The organism is Primorskyibacter flagellatus (assembly GCF_014638275.1).
Taxonomy (GTDB): domain Bacteria; phylum Pseudomonadota; class Alphaproteobacteria; order Rhodobacterales; family Rhodobacteraceae; genus Pseudooceanicola; species Pseudooceanicola flagellatus_A.
The window spans coordinates 1,774,386-1,788,702 of record NZ_BMFJ01000001.1; the positions used below are offsets into that span (position 1 = coordinate 1,774,386).

General features: G+C 62.6%; 15 protein-coding genes. 2 read left to right on the plus strand and 13 right to left on the minus strand.

From position 1 onward, the window contains the following. The first annotated feature begins 37 nt into the window (after nucleotides 1-37). Nucleotides 38-1,750 (plus strand): methionine--tRNA ligase, encoded by a 1,713-nt coding sequence (gene metG, locus IEV87_RS08685; protein WP_188477246.1) that lies wholly within the window; start codon nucleotides 38-40, stop codon nucleotides 1,748-1,750. Between the two features lie 117 nt (nucleotides 1,751-1,867). On the opposite strand, the gene IEV87_RS08690 is transcribed toward metG, so the two are convergent. Continuing rightward, nucleotides 1,868-4,432: a methyl-accepting chemotaxis protein gene (locus tag IEV87_RS08690; protein ID WP_188477247.1), complete on the minus strand. Its 2,565-nt coding sequence runs from the start codon at nucleotides 4,430-4,432 to the stop codon at nucleotides 1,868-1,870. A 53-nt stretch (nucleotides 4,433-4,485) separates the two neighbouring features. Beyond that, entirely contained in the window at nucleotides 4,486-5,055 is a 570-nt protein-coding gene (locus IEV87_RS08695) for a cache domain-containing protein (RefSeq protein ID WP_188477248.1), read from the minus strand. A gap of 307 nt (nucleotides 5,056-5,362) precedes the next feature. Here IEV87_RS08695 and IEV87_RS08700 point away from each other — a divergent pair, with 307 nt between their 5' ends. Next, nucleotides 5,363-5,572 (plus strand): hypothetical protein, encoded by a 210-nt coding sequence (locus IEV87_RS08700; RefSeq protein ID WP_188477249.1) that lies wholly within the window; start codon nucleotides 5,363-5,365, stop codon nucleotides 5,570-5,572. Here IEV87_RS08700 and IEV87_RS08705 read toward each other — a convergent pair. The 11 genes from IEV87_RS08705 to IEV87_RS23065 all read right to left on the minus strand — a co-directional run bounded on the left by IEV87_RS08705 (nucleotide 5,569) and on the right by IEV87_RS23065 (nucleotide 14,293). Continuing rightward, nucleotides 5,569-5,862, minus strand: coding sequence for a helix-turn-helix domain-containing protein (locus tag IEV87_RS08705; protein WP_188477250.1), 294 nt, complete (start codon nucleotides 5,860-5,862; stop codon nucleotides 5,569-5,571). The genes IEV87_RS08700 and IEV87_RS08705 overlap by 4 nt on opposite strands. Then, a complete protein-coding gene (locus IEV87_RS08710) occupies nucleotides 5,859-6,242 on the minus strand; it encodes a hypothetical protein (RefSeq protein ID WP_188477251.1) in 384 nt (127 codons plus the stop codon). The genes IEV87_RS08705 and IEV87_RS08710 overlap by 4 nt, the downstream gene beginning before the upstream one ends. A gap of 2 nt (nucleotides 6,243-6,244) precedes the next feature. Next, nucleotides 6,245-7,663: an SGNH/GDSL hydrolase family protein gene (locus IEV87_RS08715; RefSeq protein ID WP_188477252.1), complete on the minus strand. Its 1,419-nt coding sequence runs from the start codon at nucleotides 7,661-7,663 to the stop codon at nucleotides 6,245-6,247. 11 nt (nucleotides 7,664-7,674) lie between these two features. Next, nucleotides 7,675-8,088, minus strand: coding sequence for a hypothetical protein (locus IEV87_RS08720; protein ID WP_188477253.1), 414 nt, complete (start codon nucleotides 8,086-8,088; stop codon nucleotides 7,675-7,677). Next, nucleotides 8,088-8,342, minus strand: coding sequence for a hypothetical protein (locus IEV87_RS08725; protein WP_188477254.1), 255 nt, complete (start codon nucleotides 8,340-8,342; stop codon nucleotides 8,088-8,090). Before IEV87_RS08725 ends, IEV87_RS08720 begins: the two co-directional genes overlap by 1 nt. A 38-nt stretch (nucleotides 8,343-8,380) precedes the next feature. Then, nucleotides 8,381-8,620 (minus strand): Rz1-like lysis system protein LysC, encoded by a 240-nt coding sequence (gene lysC / locus IEV87_RS08730; RefSeq protein ID WP_188477255.1) that lies wholly within the window; start codon nucleotides 8,618-8,620, stop codon nucleotides 8,381-8,383. A gap of 255 nt (nucleotides 8,621-8,875) precedes the next feature. Beyond that, entirely contained in the window at nucleotides 8,876-9,643 is a 768-nt protein-coding gene (locus IEV87_RS08735) for a lysozyme (RefSeq protein ID WP_188477256.1), read from the minus strand. Nucleotides 9,644-9,645: 2 nt separating this feature from the next. Then, the gene (locus tag IEV87_RS08740) at nucleotides 9,646-10,293 is read right to left on the minus strand and encodes a hypothetical protein (RefSeq protein WP_188477257.1); all 648 of its coding nucleotides are present in this window, start codon (nucleotides 10,291-10,293) and stop codon (nucleotides 9,646-9,648) included. Between the two features lie 8 nt (nucleotides 10,294-10,301). Next, nucleotides 10,302-13,097 (minus strand): tail fiber domain-containing protein, encoded by a 2,796-nt coding sequence (locus IEV87_RS08745; protein WP_188477258.1) that lies wholly within the window; start codon nucleotides 13,095-13,097, stop codon nucleotides 10,302-10,304. A gap of 45 nt (nucleotides 13,098-13,142) precedes the next feature. Further along, a complete protein-coding gene (locus tag IEV87_RS08750) occupies nucleotides 13,143-13,664 on the minus strand; it encodes a hypothetical protein (protein ID WP_188477259.1) in 522 nt (173 codons plus the stop codon). Between the two features lie 59 nt (nucleotides 13,665-13,723). Then, nucleotides 13,724-14,293 (minus strand): HNH endonuclease, encoded by a 570-nt coding sequence (locus IEV87_RS23065; protein WP_373284050.1) that lies wholly within the window; start codon nucleotides 14,291-14,293, stop codon nucleotides 13,724-13,726. Between the last annotated feature and the right edge of the window lie 24 nt (nucleotides 14,294-14,317).

Genomic DNA, 14,317 nt, shown 5'->3' on the forward strand with positions numbered 1-14,317 from the left:
GTGACAGGCCTCTCAACTCCGCCAGCGCAGGGTGACCATGGCCCGACATCTCATTACCTCCGCCATCCCCTATATCAATGGGATCAAGCACCTCGGAAACCTGGTCGGGTCGCAGCTGCCCGCTGACCTGTTTGCGCGCTACCAGCGGGCGCGCGGGCACGAGGTGCTGTTTCTCTGCGCCACCGACGAACACGGCACACCGGCAGAGCTGGCGGCGGCCAAGGCCGGCAAGCCGGTGGCCGAATACTGCGCGGAAATGCACGAGGTGCAGGCCCGGATTGCGGACGGGTTCCGCCTGTCCTTCGACCATTTCGGCCGGTCGTCCGGCCCGCAGAACCACCGGCTGACCCAGCATTTTGCCGCACGTCTGTTCGATGCGGGCCTGATCGAGGAGGTGGTCGAGCAGCAGATGTACTCTCATGCGGACGGACGTTTTCTGCCCGATCGGTACATCGAGGGCACCTGCCCCAACTGTGGCTTCGACTCCGCCCGTGGAGACCAGTGCGACAATTGCACCAAGCAGCTCGATCCTGTGGACCTGATCAATCCGCATTCGACCATTTCCGGTTCGACCGATCTGGAGATGCGCGAGACCAAGCATCTCTACCTCCGTCAGTCCGTGATGAAGGATCAGCTCGAGTCCTGGATCGACAGCAAGACGGACTGGCCGGTCCTGACGACGTCGATCGCACGAAAATGGCTGCACGATGGAGACGGGCTGCAGGACCGGGGGATCACGCGGGACCTGGACTGGGGGATCCCCGTGCGTCGCGGCGATGAAGACTGGCCGGGTATGGAGGGCAAGGTCTTCTACGTCTGGTTCGACGCACCGATCGAATATATCGCATGCGCAGAGGAATGGGTCGACGCCGGCAAGGGCACGGACTGGGAACGCTGGTGGCGGACCGACAAGGGTGCGGCGGACGTCCGCTACACCCAATTCATGGGCAAGGACAACGTGCCCTTCCACACCCTGACCTTCCCGGCAACCATCCTCGGGTCCGGCGAGCCGTGGAAGGTGGTCGATTACATCAAGTCCTTCAATTACCTCAATTACGAAGGCGGCCAGTTCTCCACCTCGCGCGGGCGCGGCGTATTCATGGACCAAGCGTTGAGCCTGCTTCCGTCGGACTACTGGCGCTGGTGGCTGCTGAGCCACGCGCCGGAAAGTTCCGACTCTGAATTCACCTGGGAGAATTTCCAGTCGTCCGTGAACAAGGACCTGGCCGACGTGCTTGGCAACTTCGTGTCGCGGGTCACGAAATTCTGCCGATCCAAGTTCGGGGAAACCGTGCCTTCGGGCGGGACCTTTGGCGCGACGGAGGAGGCGCTGATTACGGATCTTTCGGCGCGAGTCGAGACTTATGCCGCGATGATGGAGGCGATGGAGGTGCGAAAGGCCTCCCAGGAGTTGCGGGCGATCTGGGTGGTCGGGAACGAATATCTTCAGACTGCCGCACCGTGGAGCGTCTATAAGGAGGATCCGCAGGCCGCGGCGGGAATCGTCCGGCTGTCGCTCAACCTCGCGGCGCTTTATGCGGTGCTCTCCGCTCCGTTCATTCCCGACGCCGCGTCGGAAATTGCGACCGCAATGGGGCTGGGCGATCTGTCCTGGCCGGACGATGTCCCCTCGGCACTGAACCGGTTGTCGGAGGGGGACAGTTTTGCCGTGCCGGACAACCTGTTCCGGAAAATCACCGACGATGAGTTGGCGGAGTGGAAGCAGCGCTTCGCCGGGGTACGCGACTGACCATTCCCGTCGGCTGACGATCCGGGCGCGGGGATCATGGCTGCGCGCCCAGGACATGCCCTGCAGAACCTTCCGGTTCCCGAAGCCGGCAGCGCTGGAACGGTCCCGAGTTGGCATTCAGAATTCCTCCCATCCCTGCTGGTCCGCAGCGGTCTGAGCCGCCCCGACGGCAGCGCGGCCTGGTGAGGGGGATTGCGGCTGGTGCGGCCGGGCCTGGACCGGGCGTTTAGGGCGTGTCGCAGCGGGGGTTCTGGCCAGCCGAAACCGTTCGGCGGCGGCCACGAGCGCAGTCGCCTCCTGTGTCAGGGCATGGCTCGCCGCGTTGGTTTCCTCGAACATTGCTGCGTTCTGCTGGGTGACGTGGTCGAGATCGTTCATCGCCGTGTTGATTTCGCCGAGACCGGCCGACTGTTCCCGCGCGGACGCCGCGATGTCCGATACCCGCTTCGAAATGTCGGAGACAGCTTCGACAATATGGGAGAGGGCCTGTCCGGTCTGATCCACGAGGTCCACGCCGGATCGCACCTGATTGCCGGAGGCGGAAATCAGGTCATTGATTTCCCGCGCGGCGTCTGACGATCTCTGCGCAAGTGCGCGAACCTCTGTTGCGACAACGGCAAAACCGCGCCCTGCTTCGCCGGCGCGCGCGGCCTCGACACCGGCATTCAGAGCCAGGAGGTTGGTCTGGAAAGCGATATCATCGATGACCGTCGTGATCTTGGAGATTTCCTGGCTGGAGACCCGGATCGCGTCCATGGCATCGACGGCGCGTTTTGCGACCTCCCCCCCGGTTCGGGCACGCTCAAGCGCCGTCAGGGAAATCCCGCTGGCCTCATCTGCACCTTCCGCTGCCGATCGGACAGACGCCGTCAGTTCGTCGAGCGCGGCTGCCGTTTCCTCCAGCGTCGCCGCCTGGCGTTCGGTTCGCCGGGCGAGATCGTCAGCAGCGCTGGTGATTTCGCCCGCCTCGCCAGAGATCGACTCCGCATTGCTTACAACTGCTTCCATGGCGGAGTGCAGAGACTGGACGGCCTGGTTGAAATTGACCCGCAACTGGTCGTAGGCCGGGCCGAACTGGGCGTCGATCGTTGCTGTCAGGTCCCCGTCGGCGAGCCGGCCGAGACCGGTCTTCAGGGTGCTGACCACGCTCTGCTGTTCCTCCGCAATGGATGTTCTGTCGGTTTCGGCGGCCAGCATCGTGTAGTGGGGGCGGGTCACATCCGTCCCGATGAAGACGACCCGTTCCACGTGGCCTTCGGCATCCACAACCGGCGTCAGGGAGCCATCGACCACGGGGGCGCGGCCGGAACCGAGCGACACTTCGAACTTTCCGGTGAGGACCCGTCCGGATCGCAGGGCCTCTTCCACGAGTTCCACCTTCGTCCCGTCGGTTCCCAAAGCCGTCAACGGTCGCGTTCCCGGCACCGCCCGAAGCGCAGCGGCATCGCCCCCAGCCACTGAGAGAAAACCATCGTTGAAGCCGGTCACGCTGCCATCGCGATCCAGGTCCAGTCGAAGCTGATTACGGTCAATCGCCCCTAGCAATGCTGCGTTCAGGGCTTCGTCAGAGACATCCTTCAGTTCGAGCACATATCCGATCGCGTCGCCTTCGGGCCCGTTGACCGACTGGCCGTAGATGGAGAGACGGTGGTGGCCATAACGCAGTTCGAAACGCAGTGGCGGAGACAGCTTTCCAGACGCCACTTCATCCAGTCTCTCGGCCAGTCCGGGAATGTCCTGGGCCGGCTGACCGGGCTGGCAGAGATCGTCGCAATCCGTCCAGGCGCCCCCGAAATGTGCCGTCGCGTGGCGCAGCAGGTCCGCGCAGGCGCCGTTTGCAGTCCGGATCCGGAAATCCCGATGCAGCAGCAGCAGCGCCGAGCCGGCGCTGTCGACGGCCGCGCTGCGGAACGCCTGATCCTCTTCCTTCTCGCGAGCGGTGCGGAGCCGGTCCTGCAGGTCGGCGAGCGACCGCGCGATACTGCCGATTTCATCGCCCCGGTCGCGGGCGGGGACCTCGGTTTCATAATCGCCATGCGACACCAGCCAGATCGCGCGCTGAGTCGCCCGCAAAGGACGCGACATCCGGACCCAGAAAAACAAAGCCGACAGGGCAAGCGCGACAACGCAGACCAAACCTGCGAGGAGGATCGTTCTACCGGTGACAGCCCGCGCCTCCTCCAGCCTCCGTTCCGGCGACCAGACCGTGACAACCGCCCCGATGGCCTGCCTGTCCTGTCCGAAGGTCGCGGGAGTGGCGACAGAGAACCCGTCCAGGCCAGATACGGGCCCGCCCGAGGCCAGGGCCTGCCGCGCAAGGGACCGGGCGGCGTTCATGTCCAGCGCTGCACCGGAGTTATGCAGTGTCTCACCGTCGGCGGAGAAGACGGCAGCTCCCGTGACCTCCCCGTCCGTCCGGGTCCGCAGATCGTCGATGGCAGCAGAGATCTGGTCGGTCTTTCCGAACCGGATCATCCCGCCCATTCGATCAGCGAGGAACGCGGTATATTCCCGGGCCCGCTCTGCCACACCCTGTTCGAAGGTCTGTGCGAACTGCCTGTGTGCGAAAACCTGCGACACGGCAACAACCGCGAGAATGCAGACGGCCACCATCAGAGTGCTGACAACGAATGTGGATTTCAACCGGGCAACCGCCGCGGTTTGGGTCTGGGGGTCGGTCATCCGCGCGCCTTTCTTGCTGCGCGCCGGCGCGGGTCCGGCGCGGTTTCCCAGTGTCAGAACAGCATCTCTGCGTTCAGACCGACGGTGATGGCCCCGATCGGCAGCCCGGAGTCGGGATCGGTGACAGCGACGGAGACCTGGCCCTGATAGGTCTGGGTGGAGTCATCGAATTCGATCTCGCCCACATGAACTGCCCCTGCCCCCCGGCCAAAGGATTGGCTGAACTTGGCCTCGTCCCCCTGCCAGTAGTCCGAGGTCACCGCAGATGACGCGACGTTGAGGCCGCGGGCGTCCATGATGAAGACCTCTGTCACCACGCCGCCGGACTCCGCCACCCGCGCCCGCAGCATGTCAGAGACAGGGTTTGTGAGAACCGTGTCGATCGTCGGATGCGTGCCTTTACCGACCTCCTGCTGCCAAGTCTGGTCAAGCGAGTCGATATCCTGCTGTGCCAGCCCGGCGGTCCGGTCATTCTGCGCCCGGATCGCGGCGACGATGGCGGGATCGGCCGCCCAGGTCATCACGTGGTCATGGGCGTAGCCGCCCATGACTTCCGCATATCGGTCGGAAAATGCGGCCGTGGCCAAGGGGATCAGGCCGGCAGCCAGTAGAAGGGATTTCATGTCATCTGCTCCGCTCACGATGTCGGCGCCACGATGACAGGCAAGGATTGCAGATGGCTTAATGAGGAAAACATTCCGCGACCGGCACATGCAATGGCACTTCGGTTGTCCGGCTGCACCGCCGCCCATTCTCAATGTGCGACATTGTGGTACCCGCGGCCGGATTCGAACCGGCACGGCCTAGGCCTAGGGATTTTAAGTTCCTGAAATCGTCAATGAAATCAGCGCCCCGGTTCTCATGGCCGGGGCGCTGGTACACAAACCCACGGCCATGATAAATTCCGGCCAGACCATAGAGGGCGATCACATGCCAATCTACACCTCCGATCAAATTCTACGCCGTGTTGACGGGACCGAGCATCCGGTCACCCTGACCTCGACCGATGGCATCATCTGGCGGAGCGAATGGCAGACGATCTGCATACCGCCGGGAGAGGAATTCACCATCGGCCCGAAGGAGCGAACCGCTGACCTGATCGACGCGGTGCTGTTTCCGAAGCCCGCGAACTTCTTCTAGCGCCCCGGCGTGAACAGCAACTGATACCCGACCCCGTAGACGGTCCTGATCCCGCAGCCCATGGCACGCAGCCGCTTGATCTGCGTCTTGAGCGACTGCACCTCGAAATCCCGCCCGAGAAGTTCCCCGGCGCGATCTGCTATGGTGCCGCTGGATAGCGCCCTGCCCCCTGCCATGGCCACCAGAACGCAGGCCCCGGTGCGATCCGTGCCGAGGTCCGCCATGATGTTGGCCACGTCGTCCAGCGGAGCGAGCGGTGTCCGCCAGACGAAGTTTTCCGGCATGGTCATTTGACGGTGATGCCGCCGGGCTGCACGCCGACCGGGTTAAGGGTCTGCGCGTCTTCCAGATCACCGAGGGCGCGCATGACCAGCGTAACCGCGTGATCCGTCGTTCCGGCGATTTCAAAGGATCGGGTATCCATCCGCCCTGTCTTGGCCGGCGCGTAGATGAAATAGGCCCCGCTCTCCCGCACCACAGAGACGCAGTTGCGCGGGTCGCCCGGCGTGAGATCGGCAAGGGTCTGGCGCAGCGCCTCCTTCACCTCTTCCACCGTATCAGCCCGCCGGTATTCGAGGCCGACAGGCACATGGGTCACGGTCAGGGGGCCGAACACGGCCAGCCCGGCGCTGGTCGTGTCCTTGACGATGCTGAGGGCGTTCTTGGCCATGGTCACAGCCCCAGCGCAGCCGCGTCACCGGCCCAGGGCGCCATCGGCCCCAACCCGAAGATGCTGCGGTCGATCAGGTTCCGCTGGCGCATGAGAGCGTAGCCGACAGCATTCGGGTGCAGGCCCGTCGGAGTGTCGCAGATCGGACCGGAGAAGGCCGGATCAGCGTGCCAGATTGCCTCGCGCCCCGGTGCACAGAAGCTGAGAGCCGCCTCGATGTATCCGGGGTTGAAGCCGTTGACTCCGCGGCGCCGCTCAGCGTTGAACTCCTCTTTCAGAGTCTCTGCCGCCGCGCCAGTGGTGCTGCTGAACTTCGCCGATTGGCCTGCGATAGTCGTGTGTCCGTCCGATGTGCTCGTGTTCGGCGTGACCGTAGTCGGAATGAACGGCACGTCAGGACGGGCAAGCGACCGCAGGTAGTTGACCAGTGTTGCCATGTTCGCGCGGATGGTGACGGGCTGAGCGGGGGTGGTTGCCGAGATGTCGTTCACACCGAAACCCACGACGCCAAGGGTCACGTACTGCATCAGCGTAGCGAGGGCGGTCGTGTTCATCTGGGCCAACCACGTCCCTGCCGTCGTGCCGTTATAGCCGAGATTCAGGAAACCGATGTCCGGTGCCAAAACGTTGCCGATGACGCCGCGTTCGCGGGTGTCGGGGTGCAAGCCGGTAGCCACGTTGTTGCCGCCGTAATAGGTGCTGTCGCCGCACGCGACGGGGCTGCAATGGTCTCCGGGGCAAGTGCCGACAATGGCGGTCGGGAAGTAGCAGTTCTTGACGGTGCCCGTACCGACAACAGTCCACGTCCGGTTGAAAGCCGTTCCGCCCGGAGCGCCGTTCAGGTGCCCGTCGCCAAAGGTTTCGATATTGGCGGAGAAGCCCGGCCCCTGCGCGACCTCGTTGGTCGGGGAGTTCTGCCACGTCCAGAGCCAGAAGATTTCGCCTTTCGGGATATTGATGGTGACCGTGTTGGCCTTCTGGATCGTGCCGCGCAGGATCGTCGTGCCTTCGGTATTCCCGCCGCCCCAGGTGAAGGGCGTGAACACGCCGACCGGGTATTCGATCGCGCAGGCCGAAAGCGTGACATCGAACCCCCACGGCGCGGAAATGCCATACTCGAACCCGCCGTAGATCGGGGCCAGGTCGGTGATGTTGACCGTCGCGCGGTGCCCAGTGCGGCTCACCCAGTTCGCATAGTTCCCGGCTGCGCCGCTCATCGTCAGGGACAGACGGTTGGCCACCCATCCCTGATAGGTGGCATCTGTGTAGAACGGCGTGGAACCTTCCGCGATGGTGTGCGCGTGATAACGGACGCCTGCGGTAAGTCCGTCATGGGTCTTTCCGACGACGAACCGGCCGAGGTTGGTATTGACCCGCTCTCTGTAAGGGTCGCCGGTGTAGGGAGTAACGATTTGTGCCATTGGGCAGTCCTTTAGACGAAGGTGACGGAGGTTGCCCCGGTGGAGGCGACTACGGGGGCGGAGGGGGCCGAGGGTACGGAGAGGAAAATCACCTCGTCCCCTTCGGTCGGGTGCTGCGCGATCCGCCAGCCGTTCCCCGTGAACAGGTTCTCGGGATCGAAGGCGCGGGTCACACTGGCGCTCCGATCACCGAACAACAGGTCGATGAAAATGTCGGCGTCCAACGCGGTGTAGGTGTCCTGCGTGACGGCCGACCCGCCGTTGATCGAAAACTGGCGGTCGGCATCGCGATTGCCGAGCGTCAGGAGCATTTCATCCGAGAAGCTGATGACATCGCCGGGGCTGTACTCGTAACTCCGTTCACCGTTGACCAGCGGAATCGGATTGAGGTTTACGCCGCCTGAGGGGTTGTGCGCGGTGGCCATTATTCGACCTCCGTGCGGGAAACGATGGCGGTGTTGCCGCTACAACGTCGCCAGTAGACCGTGACACCAGCGGCAATACCCAGGCTGTCCTCGAAATTGAGGAGAACACCGTCGCATTCGTGGGTCGGCGCCGTCGAGCCAGTGGCGATCGCGATCTTGCTACCGATCTGCCTGTTCTGGAACAGCGTGCGGACGGTCAAGATTTCACCATCGGACCAGTCGTATTCGATGTCGTTGTCGTCCAGAACGGCCATGTTTTTCCTCTTTCAGCGCAATACCTCGGGCGTGACCGCTACTGCGGCCCCACGATCCGGGCGATGGTTTCGATTTTGGTGGCGTTGCAGAGCCGGCCGCGCTTCTCCGCGGCGGCTGCGTCAATGAACCCGCCGATGGTCTCAGGCCTTGGGCCGGTCCATCCGGGGCATGTCGTCAGGAGGTCAGCAGGAACGTAGGTGCGGACGGGAACCGTTCTGGTCTGCTTACGGCCACAGGCGGGAAGCTGCGTCACGCAGAGCATCAGGCAGAGGAACATCGCGACCTTCGAGGCCCCGCAGTTCCCGCTCGATGAGTTCCCACTCCGCATTTTCCCGTTCGACCCTCTCAAGGTGGGCCCGGTGGACCCTCGCAGCCTCAGCGTGTTGCTCCGCAACCGCCTTCTGGGCCGCGAGCTCTGCCTGAGTTGTCGTCAATTCTTGAGAAAGGTCCGATGCACGGCGCATCTGCCATGCACCGAAGATGACGCCGGCGGCCGCCACAAGCGCGAGGATGGGGGTGATAAAGCGTGAGATCACCGCACGCCCTTCATGCAGAGGCGGTACTCATCCTGCCGGCGCAAAACCAGTCCGCGGATCACACGGCCGCCCGCCTTGTTCCACCAGGTGATCGCAGTGCAGCCGCCGGCGATGTCGCCCGCGTTCAGCCGGCGGGTCGCGGTCGACTTCCCGGTCCCGGCGATCCCGACGTTCCATGCGAGCGACACATAGGCGGTATCCCGTTCCGGCGTCAGGCGGCGCTGGATCGTCTCCGGCGTGAAGTAGCGATGCAGGCCGGCGCGGTATTCCAGCAGGCCCTTCGCCAGCATGTCCGCGCATTCGGCATCGGTGCGGTAGTCGCCCGGCTTCACCCCGCGCGTTTCGCCGTAGCAGATCGTCCAGACCGGCGGCTTGGCGATGCGGTCGAGGTAGGCGTGGTTCTCCTTGCCTTCTTTGAGCCCCACAAAAGCGACGGCGATCGCGAGGAAGGTGGCGGCCGAGGAGGACCGCATTTTCAGCCGGTCAGTCAGCGCGAACCAGATCAGCCGCAGGACGCCGACCAGGAACAGCAGGAGACGCCCCAGATTACCCAGAACACCGCCGTCGCGCTGGTCGATCAGGCGACCGACGATGCCGTAGATCAGCAGGGCCAGCGCGATGAACCACCACAGCCGCGGGTTCGAATCCCGCCCGGCCAGCAGGTAGATGGCGTCAGGCGCGATCAAGGCCACAGCCGACAGGTAGAATGCCCACATCGAATAGGCGCGGGTGGCGACCCTTTTCCAGTCTTCAATCAGGCGCATGGTCACTTCTCCAATAGGCGATAAGTCACGGTGTCGGTCTTGTCGGGGACGCGGGCGCCGGCGCAGTCGTAGTCGAGCACCAGGTACAGTTCGATCCGACCGGGGATCAGGCCTTTCGGCGGTATCATTTCAATCCTCAGTTTATCGGACTTGTCGCTGATCTGGCGCCGCACCCCGTTGTGGATCTTCGACCCGGCGAAAGGGACGTTCTGCGCGTCCACGAACAGCGGCGTCCAATCGACAAGGCGGCAGTCCTTACCGAGCCGTGTGCGTGCGACACGCAGCCAGAGGATGACGTTCTGACCGGGGCTGACCGGCTCCTCGACATAGGACAGCCCCGGCTCCTGGCGGATCACCTTGTCGTCCCCGGTGGCGCGCCTCACATCGGTCGCCACGTCGTTCAGCTTGTTCGCCATGCTGTTGCTCAGGTTCTCGACCTTCTGCGACACCGCCTCGACTGACTCCTGCGTGGCCAGTTTCTCGATCCCGAGTTCCTTGCGCACGGTCCCGACGATCCAGTCCTTGTTGAGCGAATAGAGCCCGTAGAGCATCAGAAGCATCATCGGCGTGACGATGGTGACGAGCCAGAACATGTCCCTCATCAATCCGATGAAGGTGCGGGTGCGGGGGAGGAAATCTTCCTTGGTCATCTCACCCCTCACGACGCCGCGATTACGAGCGCAAGGAGTTCATCCTTCCGAACACCGTATCGGTCGCATCGTTGCACGGTCTCCGGATCGTAGGTGGCCTCAAGCGCCTGCGCTTCGGTGGTGAACGTCATCCGGACGATCACCTCAGGTTCGACAAGCACCTCGTCCGGCTCATCGTCATCCTGTTCTTCGAGGATCATGTCGTAGATCGGCAGGGTCCGGACATCAGCCTCCCACCACTCATCGAAGGTGAAGACCCCGTATTCCCGCCAGTCGAGACCTGCATCGGTGAAAACCTGAATGGCTTCCTGGGCGATCCAGCCGAAGTGCCAGCGCGCGTCGTCACCCTTCTCTGCGACGGCGCTGCGCCACTTCCACCGCTTCATGAGAGTCTTGAGGGTGGCGGCGACCTGCATAAGCACGTCGTCGAGTTCTTCGATCTGCTCCTTCAACCGTCCGTCAGAGGTCGTGGAGACGCCGTTCTGCGAGAAGATGTCTTCGAAGCGATGGGAAGATCTGCCGAGATCGACGCCGCCATCACTGGCGGGGTGCAGAACGCCGTTCTTGTCGATACTGAGACGATGCACGCTGTCCATGTGGATTTGCGCGATCGGGGCGAAGCCGGTGCCTGTGAGACCCGTGCCGAGCAGCTTGATGTCGAAGTTCCGTGACCCTCCGATGTCCGTGGTGGCGGTCGACATCCTGAACAGCGCCGCTGCTACACCGTCACGCGCCCGAACATGAACCGCCGGAATGGAGGCCTCGCTCCATGCCGTCAGAGTTTCGCCGCGAAGGTTGCAGCCGATCTCAACGTCGGTCTTCACCCACCAGCTCTGGTCGGCATCAACCACGGAGAGCGTGCCGTAGGGGTCGTAGATCGGTCCCGCATAAAGGCTATCCAGATGGAAGCCGATAATCATGTTTTTGCGGAGCGTGTTGTTCGACTGGTTCTCGACGGAGTGCTCGTAGGTGCCCTCGACATACAGTCCGAAGACGTGGTTGGAGCCGGAGATCACATCGAAAACGAAACCGGACCCACCGATGTTCTCGGTCGATTGACCCAGGCGGACTCGCGACCAGGTGTTGCCGTACCCACCCACCTTGATGCCGATCCGATCAGCAACAAACAGGTTCCAGAGCCCGACATCGTTGATGTTGATTTTGTCGAACCAGTTGCCGTTCGGCGAAGTCCCGTCGTTTTCATTGATGATGCCGATCAGGCAGGTGCGGGACTCGTAATTGTGGACATAGTTGAAGAAGACGGCCGACGCATCGACCCGGTTCATCGACATCCCTTGGCGGAAGTTCGAGTTCCCGCAATTCAGGAATGTGCTCAGCGTCGTCTTGTCGAAGTTGAAGGCGAGACGGTCATCCGTGCTACTACCTCGGGTGACCCAGAGGTTTTCGATATGGACGCGGGACGCCGCCAGGCCATCCTTGCTCCTGATCGCAGGCGTCACGTCATTGGCGAAGACAATCCAACCCGTTTCATGGGGCGGTAGGAGGATCGTCTGGTTCGAGCGATACTCGAGTCTGGCCGTGGAGTAGTGGTGCCCGACGCCGAATTCGATGTTCCCGGCCGCCCAGATCGCCTGAATTTTCGCGTAGTCGTCAGTTCGGTCGATGACCTCAGATAGGTGTCCGTTCTTCGCGGGGGCGAGAGCGTCTACGTGGCGGCACCCGTTGGTCTCCGGGTCGACGTAGAATTTGACACCGCCTGCGGTCGCCCACTGGTGATCGGTGGCGGTGTCCAGCGCCATTGTGTAGGTGAACCGGCCTGCGCGAAAGCGGGTCGACACGGAAACGGTCGGAGCGGACTCGAAGAAGGTGGAGACCCGAGGGTCCATCATGAATTCGAGCGGGGTCTTGAACCAGTGCCGGGTCGAGATGAATTGGCCGGACACGCCGCCGGTCGCATCGAAGACCTCGCGGCCGTTCTCCGTGTAGGAAGTCCCGGTATCGAACAGGAACGACTCGGGCTCGCCGTTGTAGCCACTGTCGACTGAGACGTAGGCACCGTTGACCATGCCGGGCGCCGAAACCATCGCGGCCAGAGAGGGGAAACGCCGCGGCATCGTGCGGCCGATCTCAACCGCGACACCGCCGTCGTTCTCGTAGGTGATGATGGAGAGGCCATCGGCGACCATGAAGATGTCGCCATCGGACGTACTCGCGAGACCGTCCGTGGTATCCGCGTAGATATGCGCGCCAGCAGACACGGCCGCGAGGATCGTCGCTTCCAGCAGAGCGCGGCCCGAGGCGGCGTCGGCGGCGGCGTTCGCTTCCGAGACCGCGGCGGCGGCGGCTGACGCTGCGGCGGATTCGGCCCCGGCGCCCAGGTCCGCGACGGTCGGCCCAAATTCCAGAGCGTCACCAGCGAGGTTTCCGACGAGCACCTTTCCGGGGGAGATTTTAAGAGGCGACAGGGGCTGGAAGAACCTGACGGAGTTCCGGATGCTCCTGCGGTTGTCTGCGGTGGCCGACCAAAGCCGGGCGAGTTCGATGTTCAGTTTGGCAGTGAGGCCGGGGCCGTCGAGGTAATCCGATGCCCGTGACGGGTTCAGGTTCGACTCGATCCAGATGTTGTCTCCGATCTCCAATGGCGCGTCGAAAGTGATCGAGGCATTGTCGTCGAAGCCGTCGACGAAGTTCGCCGAGAGCGTCCAGTTGGTCGCCGGGACGGAGTTGACGAAGACATCCACACTGTCCGCGTCGAAAAGCCGGAATGACAGGTCGAACGGCCCCGCAGTCGCAGAGGCGAGCGTTACGACAGTGAAGCGGGGTGCGGTTGAGAGCGTTGCCATGCGAGAGACTTCGCTCAGCCCCTGCACAACCCCAATGCACAGTGGTCAGACCGACCGGAACGCCAAGATTTTGATGGTATAGGTGTCGGACCCGATTGCGCCGCCCGACATGTTGAAGAAGCGGATCGTGACGGTATCGGCGGCAGAAATCCACGCCTGCCAGGTCAGGCCGTCAGGAAGAAGCTCAGCGAACGAGACCGCGAGGTAATCCCCGGCGACGATACCTGTGACGGTGGCGGTCAGGTTTTCCCCGGCTCCGTCTGCGGTCCCTACCGTCGTGAGGTCTGCCGTTGCGCGATAGACCTTCTGGATCTTCCCGGCCTCATCGAACGACAACTCCGTGGTGATCTTGGCGCTCACCAGCGTCGCAGTGCTCACGGTCAGGTCGTTGATTTCCGATGTGCTGAAATTGTGGTTCCCGCCCTCGCGCGCGACACCTTGGAGAACCTGGGCGCGGGTGGCGCGCCTGGCCGGCGTCGACGCGGCCGAGTTGTCGTAGATCAGCAGGAAGTCGTCGTCGGTGACATCCGCCGGTTCGATCGCAGGGAGTTCGTTCAGTTCGGCCATTGGCTCCTCGGAGGTAGGACGGCCCAACCATCCACCCGAGGAGCCTCAGACCCAATGCACTAAGTCATCGATGATTCAGATAAACCGTGGTTAGCATGAAAGCCATGATGCTCCTCCGCTCGCCACCTTGCGGCAATCGCTTCTGATTTCGTATCAAATCTTCCGAGATGGTATCTCGTCCCTTTCGCTGTGATGTACGCCAACCAGAGCGATCTTTTCTTGTCGAAATGAACCCCACAAACACCCGTTGTGTTGGTACTTGATAGTTTAAGATTTCTGCAATTTTCTGCGCGAGACGAAATCCGCAAGTTCGACAGTTTATTGTTTTTCCTATCGTGGTCTTCGTGATCGACTTCTTCTGGCCATTCACCTGTGACCATGACGGCTATGACGCGGTGAGCATATAGCCTGTGTTCAAAGACACACCCTTGAAGATAGCCGTTACCTCTGTCGGCCGTGAAGGCCTCTTTGCCTGCCCATCGAGCGTTCCAAGCTCTCGCCGCTTCATGCGCTGACCTGTAGCCACCTGAAAACATTTCAGGTGAACGGTGTCTCCAAAACAATTTACCCGTCAAAGGATCGTATTTCAGAAGTCGCCGGAGTTCGCGTTGATCAGGTAGCGGTCGCATCGTCAAACGATACCGTTTTCCCGA

Coding starts and splice junctions, on each gene's coding strand:
- IEV87_RS08750 (WP_188477259.1), bottom strand. CDS start 13,664: ATGGCCGAACTGAACGAACTCCCTGCGATCGAACCGGCGGATGTCACC.
- IEV87_RS08715 (WP_188477252.1), bottom strand. CDS start 7,663: ATGGCACAAATCGTTACTCCCTACACCGGCGACCCTTACAGAGAGCGG.
- metG (WP_188477246.1), top strand. CDS start 38: ATGGCCCGACATCTCATTACCTCCGCCATCCCCTATATCAATGGGATC.
- IEV87_RS08700 (WP_188477249.1), top strand. CDS start 5,363: ATGCCAATCTACACCTCCGATCAAATTCTACGCCGTGTTGACGGGACC.
- IEV87_RS23065 (WP_373284050.1), bottom strand. CDS start 14,293: ATGCGACCGCTACCTGATCAACGCGAACTCCGGCGACTTCTGAAATAC.
- IEV87_RS08735 (WP_188477256.1), bottom strand. CDS start 9,643: ATGCGCCTGATTGAAGACTGGAAAAGGGTCGCCACCCGCGCCTATTCG.
- IEV87_RS08720 (WP_188477253.1), bottom strand. CDS start 8,088: ATGGCCACCGCGCACAACCCCTCAGGCGGCGTAAACCTCAATCCGATT.
- IEV87_RS08745 (WP_188477258.1), bottom strand. CDS start 13,097: ATGGCAACGCTCTCAACCGCACCCCGCTTCACTGTCGTAACGCTCGCC.
- lysC (WP_188477255.1), bottom strand. CDS start 8,620: ATGTTCCTCTGCCTGATGCTCTGCGTGACGCAGCTTCCCGCCTGTGGC.
- IEV87_RS08725 (WP_188477254.1), bottom strand. CDS start 8,342: ATGGCCGTTCTGGACGACAACGACATCGAATACGACTGGTCCGATGGT.
- IEV87_RS08740 (WP_188477257.1), bottom strand. CDS start 10,293: ATGACCAAGGAAGATTTCCTCCCCCGCACCCGCACCTTCATCGGATTG.
- IEV87_RS08690 (WP_188477247.1), bottom strand. CDS start 4,432: ATGACCGACCCCCAGACCCAAACCGCGGCGGTTGCCCGGTTGAAATCC.
- IEV87_RS08710 (WP_188477251.1), bottom strand. CDS start 6,242: ATGGCCAAGAACGCCCTCAGCATCGTCAAGGACACGACCAGCGCCGGG.
- IEV87_RS08705 (WP_188477250.1), bottom strand. CDS start 5,862: ATGACCATGCCGGAAAACTTCGTCTGGCGGACACCGCTCGCTCCGCTG.
- IEV87_RS08695 (WP_188477248.1), bottom strand. CDS start 5,055: ATGAAATCCCTTCTACTGGCTGCCGGCCTGATCCCCTTGGCCACGGCC.